At 69.4% G+C, this 19,367-nt stretch carries 12 protein-coding genes and 1 pseudogene; 4 read left to right on the top strand and 9 right to left on the bottom strand.

What is annotated here, in order from left to right; genetic code table 11:
* Positions 1-9: 9 nt before the first annotated feature.
* From VZL07_RS07480 to VZL07_RS07470, 3 genes are all read right to left on the bottom strand, one after another.
* The gene (locus VZL07_RS07480; RefSeq protein ID WP_426754666.1) at positions 10-2,277 is read right to left on the bottom strand and encodes a family 2 encapsulin nanocompartment cargo protein terpene cyclase; all 2,268 of its coding nucleotides are present in this window, start codon (positions 2,275-2,277) and stop codon (positions 10-12) included.
* A 162-nt stretch (positions 2,278-2,439) separates the two neighbouring features.
* Positions 2,440-4,236, bottom strand: a complete 1,797-nt coding sequence (locus VZL07_RS07475) for an OmpA family protein (RefSeq protein WP_426754665.1) — start codon at positions 4,234-4,236, stop codon at positions 2,440-2,442.
* A 24-nt stretch (positions 4,237-4,260) separates the two neighbouring features.
* A complete protein-coding gene (locus VZL07_RS07470) occupies positions 4,261-8,118 on the bottom strand; it encodes a kelch repeat-containing protein (RefSeq protein ID WP_426754664.1) in 3,858 nt (1,285 codons plus the stop codon).
* Between the two features lie 415 nt (positions 8,119-8,533).
* Here VZL07_RS07470 and VZL07_RS07465 point away from each other — a divergent pair, with 415 nt between their 5' ends.
* The 3 genes from VZL07_RS07465 (at position 8,534) to VZL07_RS07455 (ending at position 9,745) form a co-directional block, all read left to right on the top strand.
* On the top strand, positions 8,534-8,683 hold the full coding sequence (locus VZL07_RS07465) for a hypothetical protein (RefSeq protein ID WP_426754663.1): 150 nt from the start codon (positions 8,534-8,536) through the stop codon (positions 8,681-8,683).
* 34 nt (positions 8,684-8,717) lie between these two features.
* The gene (locus VZL07_RS07460) at positions 8,718-9,194 is read left to right on the top strand and encodes a VOC family protein (protein ID WP_426754662.1); all 477 of its coding nucleotides are present in this window, start codon (positions 8,718-8,720) and stop codon (positions 9,192-9,194) included.
* A gap of 98 nt (positions 9,195-9,292) precedes the next feature.
* Complete coding sequence (locus VZL07_RS07455; RefSeq protein ID WP_426754661.1) at positions 9,293-9,745, top strand: hypothetical protein; 453 nt, start codon at positions 9,293-9,295, stop codon at positions 9,743-9,745.
* A 147-nt stretch (positions 9,746-9,892) separates the two neighbouring features.
* On the opposite strand, the gene VZL07_RS07450 is transcribed toward VZL07_RS07455, so the two are convergent.
* From VZL07_RS07450 to VZL07_RS07435, 4 genes are all read right to left on the bottom strand, one after another.
* The gene (locus tag VZL07_RS07450; RefSeq protein WP_426754660.1) at positions 9,893-10,717 is read right to left on the bottom strand and encodes a spermidine synthase; all 825 of its coding nucleotides are present in this window, start codon (positions 10,715-10,717) and stop codon (positions 9,893-9,895) included.
* 435 nt (positions 10,718-11,152) lie between these two features.
* Entirely contained in the window at positions 11,153-12,784 is a 1,632-nt protein-coding gene (locus tag VZL07_RS07445) for an MYXO-CTERM sorting domain-containing protein (protein WP_426754659.1), read from the bottom strand.
* A 108-nt stretch (positions 12,785-12,892) separates the two neighbouring features.
* Positions 12,893-13,636: a hypothetical protein gene (locus VZL07_RS07440; RefSeq protein WP_426754658.1), complete on the bottom strand. Its 744-nt coding sequence runs from the start codon at positions 13,634-13,636 to the stop codon at positions 12,893-12,895.
* Positions 13,633-14,469 carry a hypothetical protein gene (locus VZL07_RS07435; RefSeq protein ID WP_426754657.1) on the bottom strand — a complete coding sequence of 279 codons (837 nt, stop codon included), beginning with the start codon at positions 14,467-14,469 and terminating at the stop codon, positions 13,633-13,635. Before VZL07_RS07435 ends, VZL07_RS07440 begins: the two co-directional genes overlap by 4 nt.
* A 1,154-nt stretch (positions 14,470-15,623) precedes the next feature.
* Here VZL07_RS07435 and VZL07_RS07430 point away from each other — a divergent pair.
* Positions 15,624-15,737, top strand: a pseudogene (locus VZL07_RS07430) (hypothetical protein); the annotation flags it as partial.
* Between the two features lie 165 nt (positions 15,738-15,902).
* Here the strand turns inward: VZL07_RS07430 and VZL07_RS07425 are convergent.
* On the bottom strand, positions 15,903-17,510 hold the full coding sequence (locus VZL07_RS07425) for a DUF1552 domain-containing protein (RefSeq protein WP_426754656.1): 1,608 nt from the start codon (positions 17,508-17,510) through the stop codon (positions 15,903-15,905).
* Entirely contained in the window at positions 17,507-19,285 is a 1,779-nt protein-coding gene (locus VZL07_RS07420; RefSeq protein ID WP_426754655.1) for a DUF1592 domain-containing protein, read from the bottom strand. The genes VZL07_RS07425 and VZL07_RS07420 overlap by 4 nt, the downstream gene beginning before the upstream one ends.
* Between the last annotated feature and the right edge of the window lie 82 nt (positions 19,286-19,367).

Here is a 19,367-nt window from a genome sequence, read left to right as displayed (position 1 = left end):
AATGGAAGATCAGGCGCCGGAGCGCAGGTTGGAGAACAGCGAGGTGATGCGTGCCGCGGAGGTGCCCAGGCCCGTGGGGCCGGAGGGGATGCGCAGCGCCCGCTGGCGGGAGGCGCGCAGCTCGAATTCCTTGTAGCGGTCCACCGTCTGGTGCCAGATGAGCACGCCGCTCATCCATTGCTGCAGCTTCTGGACGTACTGGCTCAGCTTGTCCCGGGCCTTGCCGTCCAGGTTGAAGTGGCGAACGAGCGGCTCCAGCTCGTTGGCGATGATGTACTGGAACTGCTGCATCCGGGCCGTCATCAGGTCATTGACGACGGTGACGGCCCGCGCCGGGTCCAGGTCGAGGAAGCGCTGGACGACCAGCACTCCGTTGTTGAGCTCACCCTCGAACTCAATCTCCTTCTGGTAGGAGAAGACGTCGTTGACGAGGCAGGCGTAGTCCGCCGCGGCGTTCTCCAGGCTGCGGATGGGCCGGGTGTGGAAGACCTCGGGCGGCAGCGCGTCGCCATGGGCCAGGCGGGACAGGCTCATGGTGAGGTCCGAGCCGAACGTCTGGCGCCGCATCTCCACGTAATCGATGGGGTCCGGGATGCGGTTCTGGATGAGGTTGGCCAGCTCCCACAGCCAGCTCTCCGTCATGTCCAGGATGGCCTTGCGGAACAGGCGCCGTGAGGCCGGGGTTACGCCCTCGGTGGTGCGGGCCCACAGGTCCGCGAGCCCGCGCTCCACCGGGTTGGTGGGCGGGGGCGGCGGCGTGGCGGGGTCCTCCGGGAGGAACAGCGCCAGCCGGGCGTTGAACACCTTCGCGCCGGCCATGTCCCGGGTGTTCCCGTAGAGGGCCGGGAAGTAGTCGTCCGCGTAGGTGCCCCAGACGAGCCAGCACGCGGACAGGTTGAGCTGCGCCGCGGTGGCGTGCTGATGAATCAACGCGCCGCAGAGCGCCACGTCCGCCACGTCGAACTTGTGGTCGTCCCAGATGGAGCCACCGGGGACGCCGGGCAGCACCTCCAGCATGCCCATGCGCCGCGCCCACGCCTTGGACTCCCGGCGCGCGGCGTCCAGGTGGGGGCTCGGCTTCGTCGAGTACGGCATGTAGAAGTTCGGCAGCTTCACCGGCCCCACCGGCTGGTACGGCACATGGGTGAAGCTCTTGAAGCGCGTGAGCCCCAGGGCCGTGGGTGACTGCGGCAGCCGCGCCGCGGAGGTCCCCAGGCCATTGGGGCCGAGGAAGAAGCCACCCGCACCGCCCGAGCCCTTGTTCATGTAGCGGCTGGAGCGCATGTGCCACTCGTGGCCGCCGGACTGCCAGTCCTGGAGTCCCCGGACGTAGGTGAGCACCTGGGCCTGCTCCACCGGGTTCAGGCCGTGCTCGGCGAAGAGCATCGGCAGCTCCGTCACGACGGTGTTCTCGAACTGCTGGAGGCGGGAGGTGAGCACCTCGTTGACGAGGTGGGCGGCGCTCTGGGGGGAGATGCCCAGGAACTTCTCCATCACCAGGACGCCGTTGGAGAGCTCCCCTTCCTCCAGAATCTCCCGCTCGTAGGAGAACAGGTCGTTGCGCAGGTGGACCGCGTCGGAGAACGTGTCCTTCAGCACCCGCATCGGGCGGCTGGCGGCGACCCGGTCGGGGACCTCGGCGAAGACGGCGTGCTCCACCAGGTTCGCGGACCAGGGGGCCCCGCCCACCTTGCGCCGCATCTCGATGTACTCGATGGGGTTGGAGACGCGGCGGTCGCTGATGTTGGACAGCTCCCAGCTCGACTCGTCCAGCAGGTGCTTGGTGCTCTCGAAGAACCTGCGCCGCCAGGCCATAGACCGGCTGGGAACGGTCCGGTTCCACAGGTCGAGCAGCCCGGCCTCGACCGGGTTGGTGGGCTGCGGCGGCGCGGCCGAGGGCTCGACCGGCATGAACAAAGGCAGACGCTCCAGGTAGGCTTTCGCGCCAGCCTGGTCCTGTGAGCGCTTGTAGAGCTCCAGGAAGTGGTCATCGAAATAGAAGACCCAGACGTACCAGTCGGTGATGAGGTCCAGCTCCGGGCCCGGTGCCTCCGGATGGGTGTAGGCACAGAGCAGGGCGTAGTCCATGGCATCGAACTTCGCCTCGCTCCAGATTTCCGGAGCGCTGCCGTCCTTCGGCTGGCCAATGATTCCCAGCTCGCGCGCCCAGGCCTTGGAGTGCACCCGGGCGCCCTCGAGGTTGGGGTTCAAGCGCGCCGGCCAGGGAACATAGAAGTCTGGCAGTTCGAATGGCTGCTTGTTTCTCGCCGTACCCATGGACGCCCCTCGTTGAATGCAGGGGGGCGTTATAGTTAAGCGCTGAACACTTATCCAAGTGTTTCGTGCATAAAAGATTCTCAGGCGAGTTCTTGAATTGCCTGTTGACGCACGGATTGAACTTCATCCGTGCGTCCTCTCACTCAGAGATAAGGCGTGTTCTCATTCACCTGTCGTGCTGGTGATGAACTCCACGCGGCGGTTGGCGCTCCGTCCCTCGAGCGTGTCGTTGGACGCAATGGGTCGGTCGGGGCCGTATCCCTTCGCGACCAGGCGCGAGCTCTCGATTCCTTGCTGAATGAGATATTGGCGCACTGCGTCCGCGCGCTCCTGGCTCAGTGTGCGATTGAGCTGCTCGGGGCCGGTGTTGTCCGTGTGCCCTTCGATGCGAAGTGACACGCCTGGGCGGGCCTTCAGGTAGTCCGCGATGGCGTCCAGGCTCCGCCGCTCCGAGTCGGAGAGCGTCGACTGACCCACCGGGAACTGGACGTGGTGCTCCGTCGGCAGCCGCGTTGGCGCTTCGGTGGTGGGCGCCTGGGGCGCGGGCGCGGGTTCGGGGCAGCCGCGGTGGGCGGCGACGCCGGCCTCGTTCGGGCACGCGTCCTCACGGTCCACGACACCGTCGCCATCCGAGTCGGTGTCCGGGCAGCCCTTGTTCTCGGCGGTGCCGGCCTCGTTCGGGCACGCGTCCTCACGGTCCACGACGCCGTCACCATCCGAGTCGGTGTCCGGGCAGCCCTTGTTCTCGGCGGTGCCGGCCTCGTTCGGGCACGCGTCCTCACGGTCCACGACGCCGTCACCATCCGAGTCGGTGTCCGGGCAGCCCTTGTTCTCGGCGGTGCCGGCCTCGTTCGGGCACGCGTCTTCGCGGTCCACGACACCGTCGCCATCCGAGTCGGAGTCCGGGCAGCCGTCGTTCTCGGGCGGACCGGCCTCGAGCGGGCAGCGGTCCTGCCCGTTGGGCACCGAGTCGCCGTCGTCATCCAGGGCCGGGCACTGCTCCGGCGTGTGGCTCCCTCCGCTGCGGCACGCGTTCTCCCGGGCGGGCGGCTCATGGGCCCAGGCGATGCCCGCGGCCGCGCGAATGGACGGCGTGCCCGGGATGTCCGTGAAGCCGTGGCCCGCGACCGCGAAGGCCTCGAAGCCACCGCCCACCGGCAGGCGCAGGCCGCCGAGCAGCTCCAGCGCGAGGTCCGGCTCCACCAGTGACTCGGCGGCTTGCAGGGCGACCTCGGCGCGCAGCCCCTTGCCGCGCGTGGCCACCACGATGCCCTGCTCCAGCTCCGTGCCGTAGTCGCGGCCGGGCTCGTTCTCCGTGGAGCGGATGCGCACGCCCGCGCTGGCGCCGAGCACGACGGGACCCAGCTCGCGGCTCACCGCCACCCGGGGCGCGACCTGGAGGCCCGCCCAGCCTTGCTGCCGGCCAAAGGCACTCGCTGTACCGCCAGGCGTGCCCACGTCCAGGCCCAGGCTGAGGAACACCGGGGCGCCGTCCTCGCGCCGGAGCAGCGCGTAGCGGGCGCCGAGCTCCGGGGTTCCCAGGCCGAAGGACCTGGGCGTGGAGACGCCGACCAGGGTGTCCGCGCCATTGCCGCCCTGGTGGATGATGACCGGCAGCCGCGCGGACAGCTCCAGGCGCTCGGTGGGAGACCAGGCGCCCGCGAGCCAGCCCGCGACGCGATAGTCGAGGATGGAGCGCTCCTGTCCGTCACTGCCCTTGAGCAGGAGGATGCCGCGCTCGTAGCCGGCCATGAGCATCAGCCGGTAGGCCCCCTCGGGGAGCACGTGTCCGGTGTCCACGAGCATGGAGTCCGTGGCCGCGGGGGTGAAGCGAAGCCGCTCCAGGTCGATGGGGACGAGAGCGCCCGTGGTGCTCTGGGCAAAGGCATTGGGCGTGAGGGACGCGATGAGCGCGGCCAGCGCCCAGCTCCGAGCCTGTGTACGCAAGGTGAAGTCCATTCGAGAAAGAGGGAGTCCGAAGGGTCAGTGCGAGGCGCGGCGCGAGCGGCGGCGCAGGCCGCTCCACGACGCCAGAACCACCAGCAGGGCCAGTGACGAGGCAGCGCCACCGCCAGAGGCCTGACAGCCGCCTCCGGCGATGGAGATGACCGTGGCCTGGACGGCGACCCGGAACGTGCAGCGGGCCTCATTGCCCGAGGCGTCCGTGGCGGTGACGGTGACGGTGTGGTTGCCGTGCCGGAAGGTGCTGCCCGGGGCCGGCGAGGACGTGACGGTGGAAGGCGAGACGGCGTCCGTGGCCTCGGGCAGCTCGAACGTCACCGTCGCGCCCGATTCGTCATCGGAGGTCACCCGGATGTCGGAAGGACACGTCAGCTCCGGCGGGGTGGTGTCCCGCACCTCGACCAGGAACGTGCACGTGGCGCGGGCACCGGAGGCGTCCTCCGCGGTGGCGGTGACGGTGGTGGTCCCCAGCGGCAGCGTGCTGCCTTCCGGCGGCGAATAGGTGAGGGTGACCGGGCCGCCCGGGCCGGGCGTCGCGGTCGCGGGGGGCCAGTTGCCGGGGGCGCCCTCGGGGCCCGTGGCTTCGAGGACGGTGTCCGCGGGGCAGGTGATGGCCAGGGGCGCGGTGGCGTCCACCGTGACGTCCACCGAGGCCTCGTTGCTGTCGAGCCCGCAGTCACTGACGCGGTAGGTGAAGCTGTCGGCGCCCACATAGCCGGGGTCGGGCGTGTACGTGAGGTCCGGCGGCGTGCCGCTCAGCGTTCCATGCTGGGGCGGGGTGACAATCGTCCACGTCAACGTCTGGTCCGCGTCCGGGTCCGTCGCGGTGAGCGTGACGTCCTGCGGGATGCCGGAAATCGTGGTGAGGCGCACGGCCTCCGCGGTGGGGGCGGTGTTGGCGCGCACCGTCACCATTCGCCCACCGGGAATGGCGTTGGCGAACACGGACAGGGCATAGGGGCCCGGGGGAACGTCCGCGGGCACTCGCACAGTGGCGCGTGTGGCGGACATGTCCGTGCCAGGGAGCGTCCACAGCGCGCTGCCCTCGGCGGCGTGCAGGCGCACCAGGGGGAAGTCCGTGGTCGAGTTCATATAGTTGCCGGAGGAGCCTTCCGAGATGCCGCGGAAGCCCTGGCCTTCGAGGACGGTGGGGCAGGTCTGGTAGAGCGACTCCGGCGCAGAGACGACGGGGCGCCAGGCTGGGGGCGCCGGGACCTCCTCGTAGCGCTGGGCCGTGGTCGCGGCCGTGCCACCGGCGAGCAGCACGTCCCCCGTGGGGAGGGCGACGGCGGCGGCGCCACCGCGCACGTCCGGCGCGCTGACCGGGGCCCAGACGCGGAGCGCCGTATCGAACGCCTCCGCCGAGTCCGCGTAGGTCCCCGGCGCGCTCAGGCCGCCCGCGATGAGGAGGGTGCCGGAGGGCATCCGCGTGGCGGTGTGACGCCAGCGCGCCTGCGTCAGCGGACTTCCCGCGGTCCAGGTGTTCGTCGCGATGCGATAGAGCTCCGTGGTGGCCAGCGCCACGCCGCCCGATGCGCCTCCGGCCGCCACGACCTCGCCGGTGGACTGAAGCACCGTCAGTGAGAGCGCCTCGCGGGCCTGGGCGAGGCTGGCGGCGGGCGTCCAGGTGTTGGTGGCCGGGTCGTACAGCTCCGCCGACGCGAGGGCGGTGCCCCCCGCGTTACGTCCTCCCGCGACGAGCACCCGTCCGTCGGGGAGCAGGGCAGCGGCATGCCCCGCGCGCGCCACGGCCGCGGGCGCCGCGGCGGTCCACGCCTGGGTGCCCGGGTCATACAGCTCCGCGGAGGCGAGCACCTCCGCGCCGTCCTGGCCTCCGACGACGAGCACGCGGCCATCCGGCAGGCGCGTCGCGGTGTGGAGGTGCCGGGGGCGCGCCAGTGACGCCGCGGGCTCCCAGGTGTTGGTGTCCGGGGCATAGCGCTCGGACGAGCCCAGGGCGCCGGCCACGTTCGTTCCGCCCGTGACGAGCACCTCACCCGACGCAAGCACCGTCGCCGTGGCATCCGCTCGCGCGACGGCGAGGCTCGCCGCCGCGGACCACGTGTTCGTCGACCGCTCATACAGCGAGGCGGCCGCCGTCGGAGCGCCGCCCGCATCGCGGCCGCCCGCCACGAGGACACGGCCCGTGGGCAGCAGCGCCATCAGCGGGTCGACGTGCGTTCCGCCCAGGCTTCCCGCCGCGGACCAGCCCTGGAGGCCGGGGTCGTAGAGCTCCGTGTCCGCGTAGAACGTGGACGCCCCCGCCAGGCTGAACCCTCCCGCGGTGAAGACCTTCCCGGACGGGAGCAGCGTCGCCGAGTGGTTCTCCCGGGCAATCACCATACTGTCCGCGACGGTCCACAGTCCGGTGGCGGGGTCGTAGAGCTCGGACTCCGGTCGCGGTGTGCGTGAACCGTCGGCGCCGCCCGTGACGAGCACGCGGCCGTCGGGCAGCAGCGTGGCGGAGTGGCCGTTGCGCGGGAAGTTCAGGGGGCCCGTGGCCGTCCAGGTGTTGGCCACCGGGTCATAGAGCTCCGCGTGGTTGGTGACACCGCTCGTGCTGTGTCCTCCGGCGAGCAGCACGCGGCCGTCGGGGAGCAGGGTGCCGGTGGCGTAGTGCCTGGGGACCAGCGGCGGCGCGGCGGCGGTCCACGTCCCCGTCGCGGGGTCGTAGAGGTCGGCGGTTGGCACCTCGCGGTCCGTGTTGAAGCCGCTCACCGCGAGCACCCGTCCATCCCTCAGCAGGGTCGAGGCGTGGCTGCGACGGACGCTCGACATGTTACCAGTGGGGAGGAACGTGTTGCTCGCTGGGTCGTACAGCTCGGCGGTCGCGACGTTGGTGCCGCCGGAGACCAGGACCTGGCCCGAGTCGAGCTGGGTGACGGTGGACAGGGCGCGAGCCGAGGCCATGAGGCCCGTGGCGGACCAGGTGTCCGTGGCGGCGTCGTAGAGACGCCCCGACGTGGAACCGTCCGTCAGCACGAGCGCCCGGCCATCGGAAAGGAGCAGGCCCTGGGTGACGTTGCCCGTAATCCCAGGCTCGGCCGCCGCGCTCCAGGTGCCGGTGTCGGGGTCGTAGAGCTCGGCGGTGCGCACGAAGCCCATGCTGTTGACGCCTCCCACGACCAGCACCTTGCCCGTGCCGAGCAGGATACCGGCGTGCTGGCCGCGGGCGGTCGCCATGCTGGCGGTGGAGGACCAGCCCGGGTCGACGACGAGCGGTGGGGTGAGTCCGGCGAGGGAGACCTCGGTGGTGATTCGGATCTGCGCGCCCTCCACGTCGAACACCTGCGTGCGCGGATTCATGCGCCCGCCCGTGAGCCGCGTGCTGCCCTCGCGGGACTGGCCGTTGGCGTCTCGTACCACCGAGGGGTGGAACCGGAGGACGGGGTGCGCACGCTCATCGAGGAACTGGAGGGAGTCGCCAGTGTCCTGGATGCGCCGGACGGACGGCGGCAGCGTGACGGTGTACTCCGCGCGGTGCGTCTGGCCTTCCGCTGGCGCGTCCAGAATCCATGCCTCCTCGACACGGGAGGTGCGCCAGCCCTCGGCCGTGGGCGTCGTGGGGCCCACCGGCCACCACAGGTGCCGCTCGCCCTGGAAGGCGGCGGAGGGCTCACGGCGGAGCGTGCCCGCGGCGGAGGTTGCCTGCCGGATCTGGAAGGTCAACCCTCGCGTGGTCAGCGTCAGGCCGCCGTCGCTCGCGAGCCGTGCCTCCAGCTGCCGGTCCGATGACGCGGCGGGTGCCGGGCGCGTTTCGAGGTCGGGGAAGTAGGCCTGCGCGAGCGCCAGTGCGGTGGCGGCGGACGGGGCCTGCTTCCATTGACTGAGGGCCTGGCCTCGTTCGGCGGCCCGTGCGTCTTCGCCTGGAGGCGCCATTCCCTCCTTCCCGCATGACAGCAGGATGACGCTCCCTACGAGGAGCAGACGTCTGCTCCAGACCGCGCGATGTGACTGCATCCAGGAACTCCGGTTCGAAAGGGGCGGTGGGACGGTGACAGCCGTGGCCCGGCCGCTGTGAGCCAATACACGCGGATTATCCGCCGTGGCCCCCCTGGGGCAACGCTGACCGCGTCATTATTGCGTGGAGGGGAGGGCGTCGCCGTGCGCGTGGCACTGGAAGCTTCCGCTCCCCCTGTCGCGAGGGATGGCGCAACCCACCTGCTTGACGGCCTTGGATGGCGTTCACTGCGTACTGACCAGTCTGTATGTTGGGCGCTACGCCGAGGCCAGGTGGCACCGGGCGTGAACCCGCTCGAGAAGCCGCGCCGGCTGCTGGACGTCATTCTACAGCGTGTGGCAGGGCTCCATGCTGGTGGGCAAGACGCGCCAGCGGCCGGAGAGGGGCATCGAGCACCTGCGAGAGTCGCGTGCGTACATCGACATCGATGGGCTCTTCGAGCCGCCGGTGAAATCAAGGTCCAAGCAGTCCAGGCGCGCCTGACCCCGGGCGCATCCTGAACAGAGGAGCAAGCACCATGCAGAAGATCACGCCCTTCCTGTGGTTCGACGGCAACGCGGAAGAAGCCGTCAATTTCTACGTTTCCGTCTTCAAGAAGAACTCGAAGGTTCTCGAGATGCGCCGGGCGGGGGACACGGACGCGGCGCCGGTCGTGTCCGCGACCTTCCAACTGCATGGCCAGCGGTTCATGGCCCTCAACGGAGGGCCTCACTACAAGTTCTCGGAGGCCATCTCCCTGTTCGTGGACTGTGAGACGCAGGAAGAGGTGGACGAGCTGTGGTCGAAGCTCCTGCAGGGGGGTGGTCAGCCTCAGCAGTGTGGCTGGCTCAAGGACCGGTTTGGCCTGTCGTGGCAGATCATCCCCTCCGTGCTGGGAAAGATGCTGGGCGACAAGGACCCGGAGAAGTCCCGGCGGGTGATGGAGGCCATGCTGGGCATGGTGAAGATTGACATCCAGGGCCTGCAGCGCGCGTACGACGGCGCGGGCAAGTAGTCCACGCAAACTGGTGAACAAAGACAGAAGCCCCTGGCTTTCTCCTGGCGCTTGTCTGGACTAAGGCGCAATCAGCCTGGATAAAGCAAGGGGACGACATGAAGCGCTTCGCGAGTTTCGTTGGAGTCGTGGTGTTGTCGTTGCTGTCGGGTTGTGGCGTGGAGCAGACCGAGGAGGCCCTGACGGACGTCGAGGCCCCTCTCGCCGAAACCTCCGCGACGGCGCTCGATGCGGAGACACGACAGGCGCTGGCGGAGTCCTGCCAGCCGACGTCGACCCATTCCTGTGTGAACGCAGGCTATGGCTCGTGTCTGGCCTGGTCGGAGTACTATGACTGCGGCAGCCTGTCCGCGTGCACCTCGGATGCGTCCTGTCGCGTCTGTGAATACGATCCGCAGATCGGCCGCCCGATTTGCTTCCGGGTGCCGGGACAGCTACAGCCCCGCAATCGCTACCGCGTGTGCTTCAATGCGGCAGGGCAGTCCTGTACGGAGTTCGAGCAACTCTTCAATAATGTTTGTGGCGCCTGCTACGAGCCCGTTCCCAGCTGAAGGTCGCGCGGGCGCGTGACCCGAGGTTGCCCGTCGACGGTCGGACCGGTGCATGTTGGCTCGCGTTCCGAGGCACCATGCACCGGCTTCCGGCATGACGTCGTGGGCTGGGTCAGCAGCTCTCCGCGAGACAGTGGCTGGGCCTTCTCAGGCGCGGCCGTTGGACGCGGCCCGGGGGCGCAGGCGGCTCACGGGCCGTGGCACCCGGGCGCGAAGATTGAAGGCCACGCCCCAGTCGTGCGCGAGCTTCCCGGCTCGCGCCAGCAGCGCCCTCCGCGTGGGCTTTCGCTCGTGGGGGAGCCCCACCAGGATGCGGTTGTCCGACTCCTGCACGTCGAACGCGAACAGCTGGGGGAAGCTGGCCTTCCAGAGCGGGTCCATCACCGAGCCAGGCCGACCCGACTTTCGCAGCACATTGCCCACCACCGCTCCGTCCGGCGTCAGCCGGGCCTGGGTGGCTCGCAGAAACGCCTGTGACGCCAGCGAGGCGGGGATGCTCCGCGCGCCGTAGGCATCCAGGATGATGAGGTCGTAGGCGGGGCCCGGCGTCTCGATGAAGCGCCGTCCGTCCGTGAGGTGGGCGTGGAGGCGCGCATCCTCGTGGAAGCCGAAGAAGCGCCGGGCCGCGTCGAGGACCTCGGGTTGGATTTCCACCGCGTCGATGTGGGCACGCGGGAGCACCGCGTGGAGGAAGGTCGGAATGGCGCCGCCGCCCAGGCCGACGACGAGCACGCGCGTGGGTTCGGGCACGAAGGCCAGCGTGGCGGCGACGGCGCGCGTGTAGTCCAGCTCCAGGCGCAAGGGGAAGCCCGGCCACACGGCGCTCTGGAAGGCACCAATCCAGCCGAACTGGAGGTAGCGGCGGCCCTCGTCGTCCTCGCTGACGATGACGGGGCCGCTCGCGGAAGGCGCGACGTGCAGAATGGTGCGGGGATACTCGAAGGCGCGGGAGACGCGCGCCAGGGCCACCACGGTCCGGTACGTCCGCCCACCGCGCGTTGGTGCTCGCGGTGTCCAGCGCCGCGGGCGGGCCTGGGCCATTCTCCAGGGGCCCGGGCCCCACCGATGTCCTCCCTGCCGCATCCACCTCACGCCGGGAGGATACGGGCTACTCGGCGCAGGGGAAGGACGTATCGAGCGTCTTGCTGGCCTTGAGTCCACCGCCCGTCAGCGTGGCCGTCACCTTGACCTTCGACGCGCACGCTGGAGCGCGGAGGCAAGCACGAGCGTGAGGCCCATGGCCAGCGGACGCACGTCAATCCGGGTTGTCATGGGCGCACACTGTATTCCGCGCGCTCCGGCTCCGGGCAAGGCGGGAGGCGTCATTCCGGAGGCGCGGATGAGTCAGGGGCGCCGCACCGGACCTTCTCGGGGCACGCGGGTGCCCGCGTGCCCCGCACTGTGACGTCAGCGCCGTGAGGTTCCGCGCCTGCGCTGGAGTCCCAGCAGGCCGAGGAGCATGAACCCAAGCGAAGCCGCGGCGCCGGGGCCCGTCGCACCGCAGCCGCCCTTGCCATCCGAATCCTCTCCGTCATCCGGCTGCTGCGGCCCCGTGCCGGAGTCCGGCGTGCCGGTGCCCGCGTCCGTACCGGCGTCGGCGGGGGTGCCGGTGCCCGCGTCCGTGCCGGCGTCCGAAGGCGTGCCCGCGTCCGGGGTCTCCGTGCCGGGCTCCGCGGCGTCGCCATACGCGCCGATGTGCGAGGGGCTCACCTGGGTGCGTGGCTCGCCCTGCGTGTGCTTCACGTACTGCCAGGCCACAGGGAAATCACCGGTCTCCGCGGCGAGCGTCACGCCCTGGCCTCTCAGCGGCGAGCCCGGGCTCAGGTGGAAGTCCTGCCCGGCGAGGCTGACGAAGCCCGGCTCGCTGCCGGTGAGGTTGCCCCCGGTATCCACCACGGAGCCGGTGAGCGTGCCGAAGGTGCTCACGTAGCCCGGCTTGTACCAGTTGCCGCCATGGCGGAGCGTCCCCGCTGCGTCCGTGAGGGACAGCGTGTTGCCGTTGGCCGCGGCCACCATCACCACGTTGTTCGTCACGTGCGCCGTCTGGCCCTGGTGGGAGAGGCGCAGCAGCGTCGTGCGGTCCGTGCGCGTGGACACCACGGTGTTGTGGAAGAAGTAGAGCGTGCCCCGGTAGTTGGCCGTGTTGCCGGAGTCTCCACCGAAGTGGACGACCTGCCGGTTGCCCGCGCCCTCCGGCTCCAGCAGCACGTTGCCGTAGACGAAGGTCCGCGCATACGTCGGAGACGCGCGCAGCGTGGCGCTCGAGGAGTCCACCAGGTCGAGCTGCCGGTTGCCGCCTTCAATCCAGTTGTAGCGGATGACACTGCCGGCGGAGCGGTCCTTCAGGTTGTTGCCGGAGCAGCCGTCGCACAGCGGTCCGAAGCGGTTGAACTGGTAGGTGATGCCCAGCGCTTCGGTGTACGCGTTGTGCTCGTAGGCGCTGCCGGGATTGCCGTTGCCCAGGATGTAGTTGTTCTCGACGGTGATGTTCGAGGCATTGTTGGCGATGAACAGCCCGTTGCCGCTGTCCTCCAGCACGCAGCCCCGGATGGTGATGTGCTCGCCCTTCTCGATGAAGATGGCGGCGGCGTTCTCCTGGTAGGTGGAGGCGCCGTTGCGGCCGGTGAAGGCGCCGCGCGCCCGGCGCAGGTGGAGGTTCTCCACCACCAGGTGCGCGGGCATCGTGTCCGCGGGGCGGTTGGAGCCGCCAATCTTCAGGATGCCGCGCTCCTCGCTCCAGAAGTTGAGCTGCGAGCGCGTGGTGGCGTTCTCGCCGACGATGACGGGCAGGTTGCCTTCCGCGTCCTTCACGCCGCGCACGGTGATGGGCGCGTCGGCGGTGCCGCGTCGGCCCAGGACCCACTTCTCCGCGTAGGGCGTGGGCCGGGCGTGGATGAGCACGGTGTCCCCGGGCTCGAGTGACTCCCAGGGGACCTCACCCAGTTGGGTGTATTGCTGGCCAGGGCCCACGCGGTATTCGGCGGCCTGGGCGGCCAGCGGCTGGAGCAGGACGAGAAGCGCGACTCGCGAGAAGTGCATGTCTCGCAGTTTGACGCCTCCTCCCACTCCAGGTCCACGGAGAGTCGCAGCGTCCGTGGCCCTGCTGAAGTGGTTCAGAAAGTTTGAAGGCGCAGCGTTCGTGGAGGCTCACGCCGCCGCGCTGAGTGCGTGCAGGCTTTCCTGCGAGGCGCTGAGGCAGTCCCCGAGGAAGCGCAGGTAGCAATCCAGGCCGCGCGAGCCATAGGCCGCCAGCCGCGGGCCCACCTCGGGGCTGGAGCGAAGCACCTCCTCCAGCATCCGCTCATTGAGGGCGGTGTGGCCCACGTCCACCTCGGCGTGCTCGGTGAGGAAGGTCAGCCGGTCCAGCGTCTCCTGGCCAAGCACCTTCTTCACGTTGTCGAGGATGCGGGGCACCAGCGCCACGGCGAGGTAACCCACTTCGTATTCGATGGCGGCCTGTCCCAGGGGGAGGTCGCCGGAGATGACCTCGTCATGGACCTGCCGGTACTGGCGCATGGCCTCGGTGGGTGGCTGGGCCACCAGGGCGTCCGCGTCCAGTTGCTCCGCGTGGCGGGTGTTCCACCGGCGCGCGAGCCCGCGCGCGTCCTCGATGGTCATCAGGTGGTGTCCCGCCTCGTGCCGTGCATGGGTGATGAGCGCCTGGCCTGCCTTCACGTGCCCCAGCGCGATGCAGCGCTCACCCGCGCCGCGAATCCACCCATCCACGGGCTCGGTCATGTATGCGCCGCGCGCGGACCACTCGATGAGGAAGCGCTCCAGCAGCGTCGGGGAGATGTCGGGCGACAGCAGCGCGCGCATGACGGCTTCGGTCTCCAGCCGCGCGCGGGTGGACTGCACATGGGGCAGGTACAGCGAGTCAATCAGGCTCATGACGGTTCCTTTTCATTGCAGGAGAGCAGCCGGTTCCCCGTCTGCTGATGGAGGTGTTGAAGAAAGTCAGCGGAGAGGGAGGCGGGGATGAGCCACAGGTAGGGCCGTGCTCCCGACGTGTCGTCCTGGAGGCCGGCGGCTTCGGCGTCACCGTCCACTTCGGCCAGGAAGACGAAGCTGTCCCGGCCCCTGGCGGCGTACCACTGCCGTGCCGCATCCATCAGTGCGGGAAAGGCAGCCCGGCCGGCGCCATCCCATGGAAACAGTCGCGTGGCGTCGAGGAGCTGGAAGGGATTCGCGCCGGGCGGTCCGACTTCCATCACAGCCATGGCGAGCAGCGTGTCTCCGCGCCGCGCCAGCAGGAGGTGTCGCTCGCGCTCCAGGCCCGCATCGAGCCAGGGACGCGCGGCCTCGCCGAAGTCCAGCGACCCGGGGCCCAGGTCCAGGGCCTCGACATAGGCGGCCAGCCGGGTGCGGCGGAGGTGCTCCGCGAACAAGGTCCGCTCCGTGGCGTTCGGCGGGCGCAGCTCCACGCCTGGGACGGAGACGTGGGTTGGCGCGTCGCAGGAGACATCCAGCATCTTCAGGGGAAGCAGCAGGCCCTGTCCCTCGTGGGCCACGCGTCGGCCGAAGGCCATGTGGGTTCGCTGGACGAAGGGCACCGTGGACTCGACATAGGACGCGAGCCACCGGAAGGCCGGGTCGCGTTGCGCGTGCTCCACGCTGTGGACGTAGATGTCTCGCAACATCTGTCCCGGAGCGGATTCGAAGCGTGAGCCGCCCTGTCGCCGAGCCAGTTGATGCACCAGCCACGTGGCGCGATAGGGCTTCATGATGGAGAGCGTTGCCTCCAGGCCGCGCTCCGAGTGCCACGTGGTTTGTTTCAGAATTTCCGGAAGGTGTGCGGTCCGGCGGCCCAGCGCGAGGAAGTGCTCCCTGCGCGACTCGAACCAGTCGGCGGACCGCCCCGCCAGATGGAAATAGCCCGAGTCGACGAGCAGCCTCCAGAGTTGCTCCGGTGTCTCGGGGGCGCTCCGGAGGCCTGTGCTCCGCGTGGCAGTCACGTCCCGCGTCCATGCAGACGCGTCGGTGAGCGAGGTGCCGCCGGACGTCGAGGACCAGGGGCGAAGCTCGGAGGTTGGATGGACATGTGCCCAAGCGGGTGACGCTCTCACGGGAGGCTCTCGAGGGGTTGTGCCGTTCATACGAAGGGCGTCGCGCACCCTGGTCGTCGCCTCATTCGCCCCCCGCGAAATGTTTCGATGCGGCAATCGCCGCGGCCGTGATGCGTACGACCAGGGGCGCGGACCCCGTCCATGGTGAATGGTCTGTTTTGTTCGCCTGGGATGAGGGGCGGACGTGGGACGAGTCGCTGCGCACGACCGTCCATTTCAAAACCGGGTCCGGCGTGAGCCCCGTGTGGACCGCGACGTCCCGCAACGACACGCCGGGACGCTACGAGCGGGCGCGCAACGGCGTCATCGTGGTGATTGAAGCCCTGGGAGACAACCGCGTGCTTCAGCGATAGCGAACGCTCCATGGGCCCTGGTAGGGCTCCTCACGGGGCGGCCCTGGGAGTGCTTCCTTCTCACTCCCGATGTAGCGCATCCGCTCTCCGCCCGGTTTTCCTCCTCCCTGGAGTCACCATGGGCTCGCCCTCGCTCGACCTCACGGGCGGCACCGCCGCGCTGTTGCTCCGGAGTACGGGGCGGGTCTTCCTCCCCACCGGACTGTCGCCGAGCGGAGAGCCACTCGCGCGGGAGCAGGCCCTGGAGGCGTTGGCGGCGGACCTCGCGGGGGGGACGTCCTCGCCAGCGACCTGCGCAAGGCGCTGCTCGCGCTGCCCACCGAAGCCCTGGCTGCGTCCAGCCGCTTCAGCTACGACACCTGTGCGGCGTTCGTGGGGAGTGACCGGCCCTTCGTTCCGTTGTTCCGGAACTTCCCCGGCAGCGTGCCTCACGACACTCACCGGTTGTACGTGCAGCGGATGCCGGGGTGGTTGTTCCAGTCGCCGGAGCAGCCCTGCATCCATTATGGCGCGCAGGACGCGGTGCTCGCGCTGTCGCCCTGCGCGCGCCTGGTCTGCTCGCGATGCTTCGGCGGGAGCGACTACGGCGCGTGTCCCATCTGCCACCGCCGCCTGTCGCCAGCGGAGCCGTTCCTTCAACCCGAGGAGCTCAAGGCCACCGGGTCCGGGTATGGCGCGCGTGCCGCGCAGGACTCCGCGCCTGTTCGTCGCTCCAGGGGGCCGGGGCCCCCGAGTCTGTCAGGGCGCGAGAAACGGCAGCAGCTCTCCGGTCTTCTGCCACATCGACGCCGGATAGGCCTGCGCCGAGCTGAAGCCCCTGTTCGTGAAGAAGTACTCGTAGGTCGACTGGTACGACGCCTTCCAGCCGTAGCCGGGGTGGTCGGGTTCGCTCCATTCCGATTTCGGAATGCCCATTGCCTGAAGCGCCGTGCCGAGCCACTGATTGTAGAGGAGGCCCGCCCACAGGAAGTTGCCCTCGCTGCCCGTGCTCGAGTCGCCACTCACCTTGCGCGTGATGTTCCGGTAGTCGCAGTAGCTGCCCGTCTTGAGGGCGCCCCCCGCGCTCCCGGCGGTCACGACGGGGACGGAGAAGGAGAAGTGGGGCGTGTTGCCGTTCTCCTGCCCCCAGGCGAGCAGCGAATCATCCAGCAGCGTTCCCCCCGCGCCGTTCGAGAACCGCTCGAAGCGGGAGACGAGGTCGAGAAACACCTGCGAGAAGAAGACCTGGTTGAACTGGACCACCAGGTCCTGGTTCGCCCCGGCCACGGTCGCTGGATGGACGACGTTGTTGTGCCAGTCTTCCCCCTGGGGCGCGCGGGTGGTGAACGTCAGGTTCTGGTTGTTCTCGTCGATGCTGAGGGTGGCGATGCGACAGGCGCCGCAGTTCATCGCCACGGCGAGCACTTCGTTGATGAGCCGGAAGTACTCGACGTTCTTCGCGGGGTCTCCCGCGAAGGAACCGGAGTTTCGCAGCGTCAGGTTGTCGGTGGTGGGACGGGGCGGCACCTGGCAGCCGGTGCTGGTGGTCTCCAGCCGACGCTGCAGTTCCGCGACCGCGTCGATGTGCTGGTCCAGCCGCATCCTGTCCTCGGACGAGAGCCGCCCGTTGCCGTTGCGCAGCCGCCGGTAGCTTTCGAGGACCTTGTCCACCACGGGGCGCCGGGTGGTGCCGGGGCTGTTGTTGCCGGCCAGCAAGGTGTCGAAGAGGGCGAGCGAGCTCTCGGTGCCGCTGATGGAACTCGAAGCGACCCCGGAGGAGCGAACCCCGGGAGTGTTGTACCCCCAGCTGCCGCTCGAGGTGCCCGATGCGGCGATGGCGACGCTCCGTTTCCGGACGGAGGCGACGCTCGGGTAGAAGGCCGGTGAGTAGGCCATCACCTGATCGATGGTCGCCCGGGGGGAGCCGGGCCGCTGCTTGTCGAAGTCGTAGTAGCCCAGCGCGGCGCCGAAGTTGTGACCCATGTACAGGGGGAAATCGAGTCCCCGCAGGATGTTCATCTTCGAGACGAGCGTGGGCGTGAGCATGGTTGACTTCGCGGTCAGCACCCGGCTGATGACCGCATCACCGCTCGCGTTGGTTGTCGCGGTCAGGTCTCCCCGTCGGACGTCGTGGTCCGCGTAGAAGAGGGACTGCGTCAGCGCCGAGTCCGCCGGCCACATGCTCGCGCCAAAGATGGCGCCGTGGGGGGTACGGAAATGCACGAAGCACTTCGGGCGCTGCGCAGCCTGGGCTTTCGCTTCGCGGGGGCTCAAGAGCGATGGGAGCAGCGGCAGCGCCAGCACGGCTCCGCCCGCGCCGCGCAGGAACATGCGGCGGTCCCATCGGAAGACAGGTGTGTTGCTCATTGGAAGTTCCTCTGCTTGAACGTGGGATGATTGGCGACGGTCTTCAGCAGGTCGGCCATCGGTGCGCCGCTGCGCGCGACCGCCTCCATCTCCGAGAGCAGGCAACCGTCGCGGGACGTGGACTCCACGCGAGCGTGCGCGAAGCGGAAGTAGTGTTGCGCGACGCACGACTCGAAGAGCTGGCTGTCATCGATCATCCGCGAGAGCTCCGCGGCGCTGGAGATGACTCGCTGCTCGGAGTCGTAGAGCCACACGTCCGCCGAGGTGTCCACGGAGGGCGCGGCGGTCTCCTGGCCCAGCGGGTTGTACAGCCGCTCCACGCTGCGCTCCCGGCCGAGCGCATCGAACCCTTCCAGCACAAAGCCCGGTGGATTGATGGTGTGGTTATGACATCCCCCGCAGCTGCCTCCGGAGGTGAGCTGGGTCACCACCTGTCGCGTCGTCATGTCCTCCGTCGGCGCGGGAGGCCTGTCGCTGGCATTGGGCGGAGGTGCCCCGACTTGCTGGCAGAGCAGTGCGTTTCGAACCAGGTATCCCTTGTGGATGGGACGCGTCGACGCGGTCCCCGTGGCCAGCAACGCCGCGCGGGTCAGCAGGCCGCTGCGGTTCTGGGACGGGATGACGGGTGCCGGACCGGCGCCATTCCAGACGGGGATACCGTAGATGGCGGCCAGGAAGGGGTCAGCCGTGTAGGACCTCCGGTCGTGAAGGAACGCGCTCACCGAGCCACCGGACAGAACGGTGTTCCAGGCGGAGAGCTGGACGTCCTCGAACATCGCGGTGCGCGAGGCGTCCGTGGGCATCTCCGCTCCGACGAAGGCCTGGTAGACCGGGTCGCTCCGGAGCGCCACCAGCGACGGCAGCTCCTCCAGCCGCAGCCACTCGCTGACGAACTCGTCCAGCGAGCTTCGCAGCTGGGGGCTCTTCACCATCCGGTCGAGCTGGGCGTTGAAGCCGCTCTCGGTCAGGAGCGAGCCATCGGTCGCCGCGGCCCAGAGCGCGTCGTCCGGAGGCGCTTGCCAGAATTGATAGGACAGCTTCGAGGCCAGCTCGAACGCGGAGAGGGGACTCACCGGCTGGCCGGCGGTGGTGCCATGCTCGACCCGGTAGAGGAACCAGGGCGAGTTCAGGAGGGTGGTGATGACGTCCGCCACCGCCGTCCTGTCCACCGGCGTGTCCCCGGCGATGTCGGCGAAGGCGGTGACCTCCGCCGTCGGCAGTGGGTAGCGCAGGACGCGGGAGCCCCATTCCCGGATGAAGGTCTCCAGGCAGGCTCGGTCATTGGTGGTCTGGCGGTCGCTCGCGCAACTGCCCAGGAGCGCGTTGCGGCGCGCGTCGGTGCTGGTGAGCTCCTGGGCCACGGCCTTGCCGAGGTCGTACATGACGTCGACCTGGGTCTGCTGGATGGATTGGTCGAGCCGGCTGAAGCCGCCCTTCAAGTCACCGGGTGCGGGAGTGCGCCGGTCCGTGGGGTACCTGGCGAGGATGGGCGTGAGCTCCGCCCAGATGGTGTCGGCTTCATTCGGCAGCGCGCGGGAAATGGCGAAGCGAAGCGAGTTCAGCAATTGCGTCCGGGACAGCCGGGGCAACGGCAGTTCCTCCGGGACGGCGTTCGCGTCGCAGGAGAACTTCGCTGGCGCTGGTGCGACGGAATCGGACGCGGTCGGCGGATCGGGCTCGTCCCCGTCGGGGGGATGACCGTACCCGGCGGAGCCATCACAGGCGACCGCGCCGGCGCAAAGAAGCAGGAGGCTCACGTAGCGAGGAAGCGTCATGACCCTGGCTACGCGCGGGGCCGAAAAAACTTTCCTGTCCGGAGGCCCGGAAGTGAAGGGGCGGTCGAAGCTGGCTGGGGGC

It is taken from the genome of Pseudomyxococcus flavus, from assembly GCF_050038885.1.
GTDB classification, from domain to species: Bacteria; Myxococcota; Myxococcia; order Myxococcales; family Myxococcaceae; genus Myxococcus; species Myxococcus flavus.
Note: the sequence above shows the minus strand (reverse complement) of the source record. Positions and strands in the feature narration are given on the sequence as shown.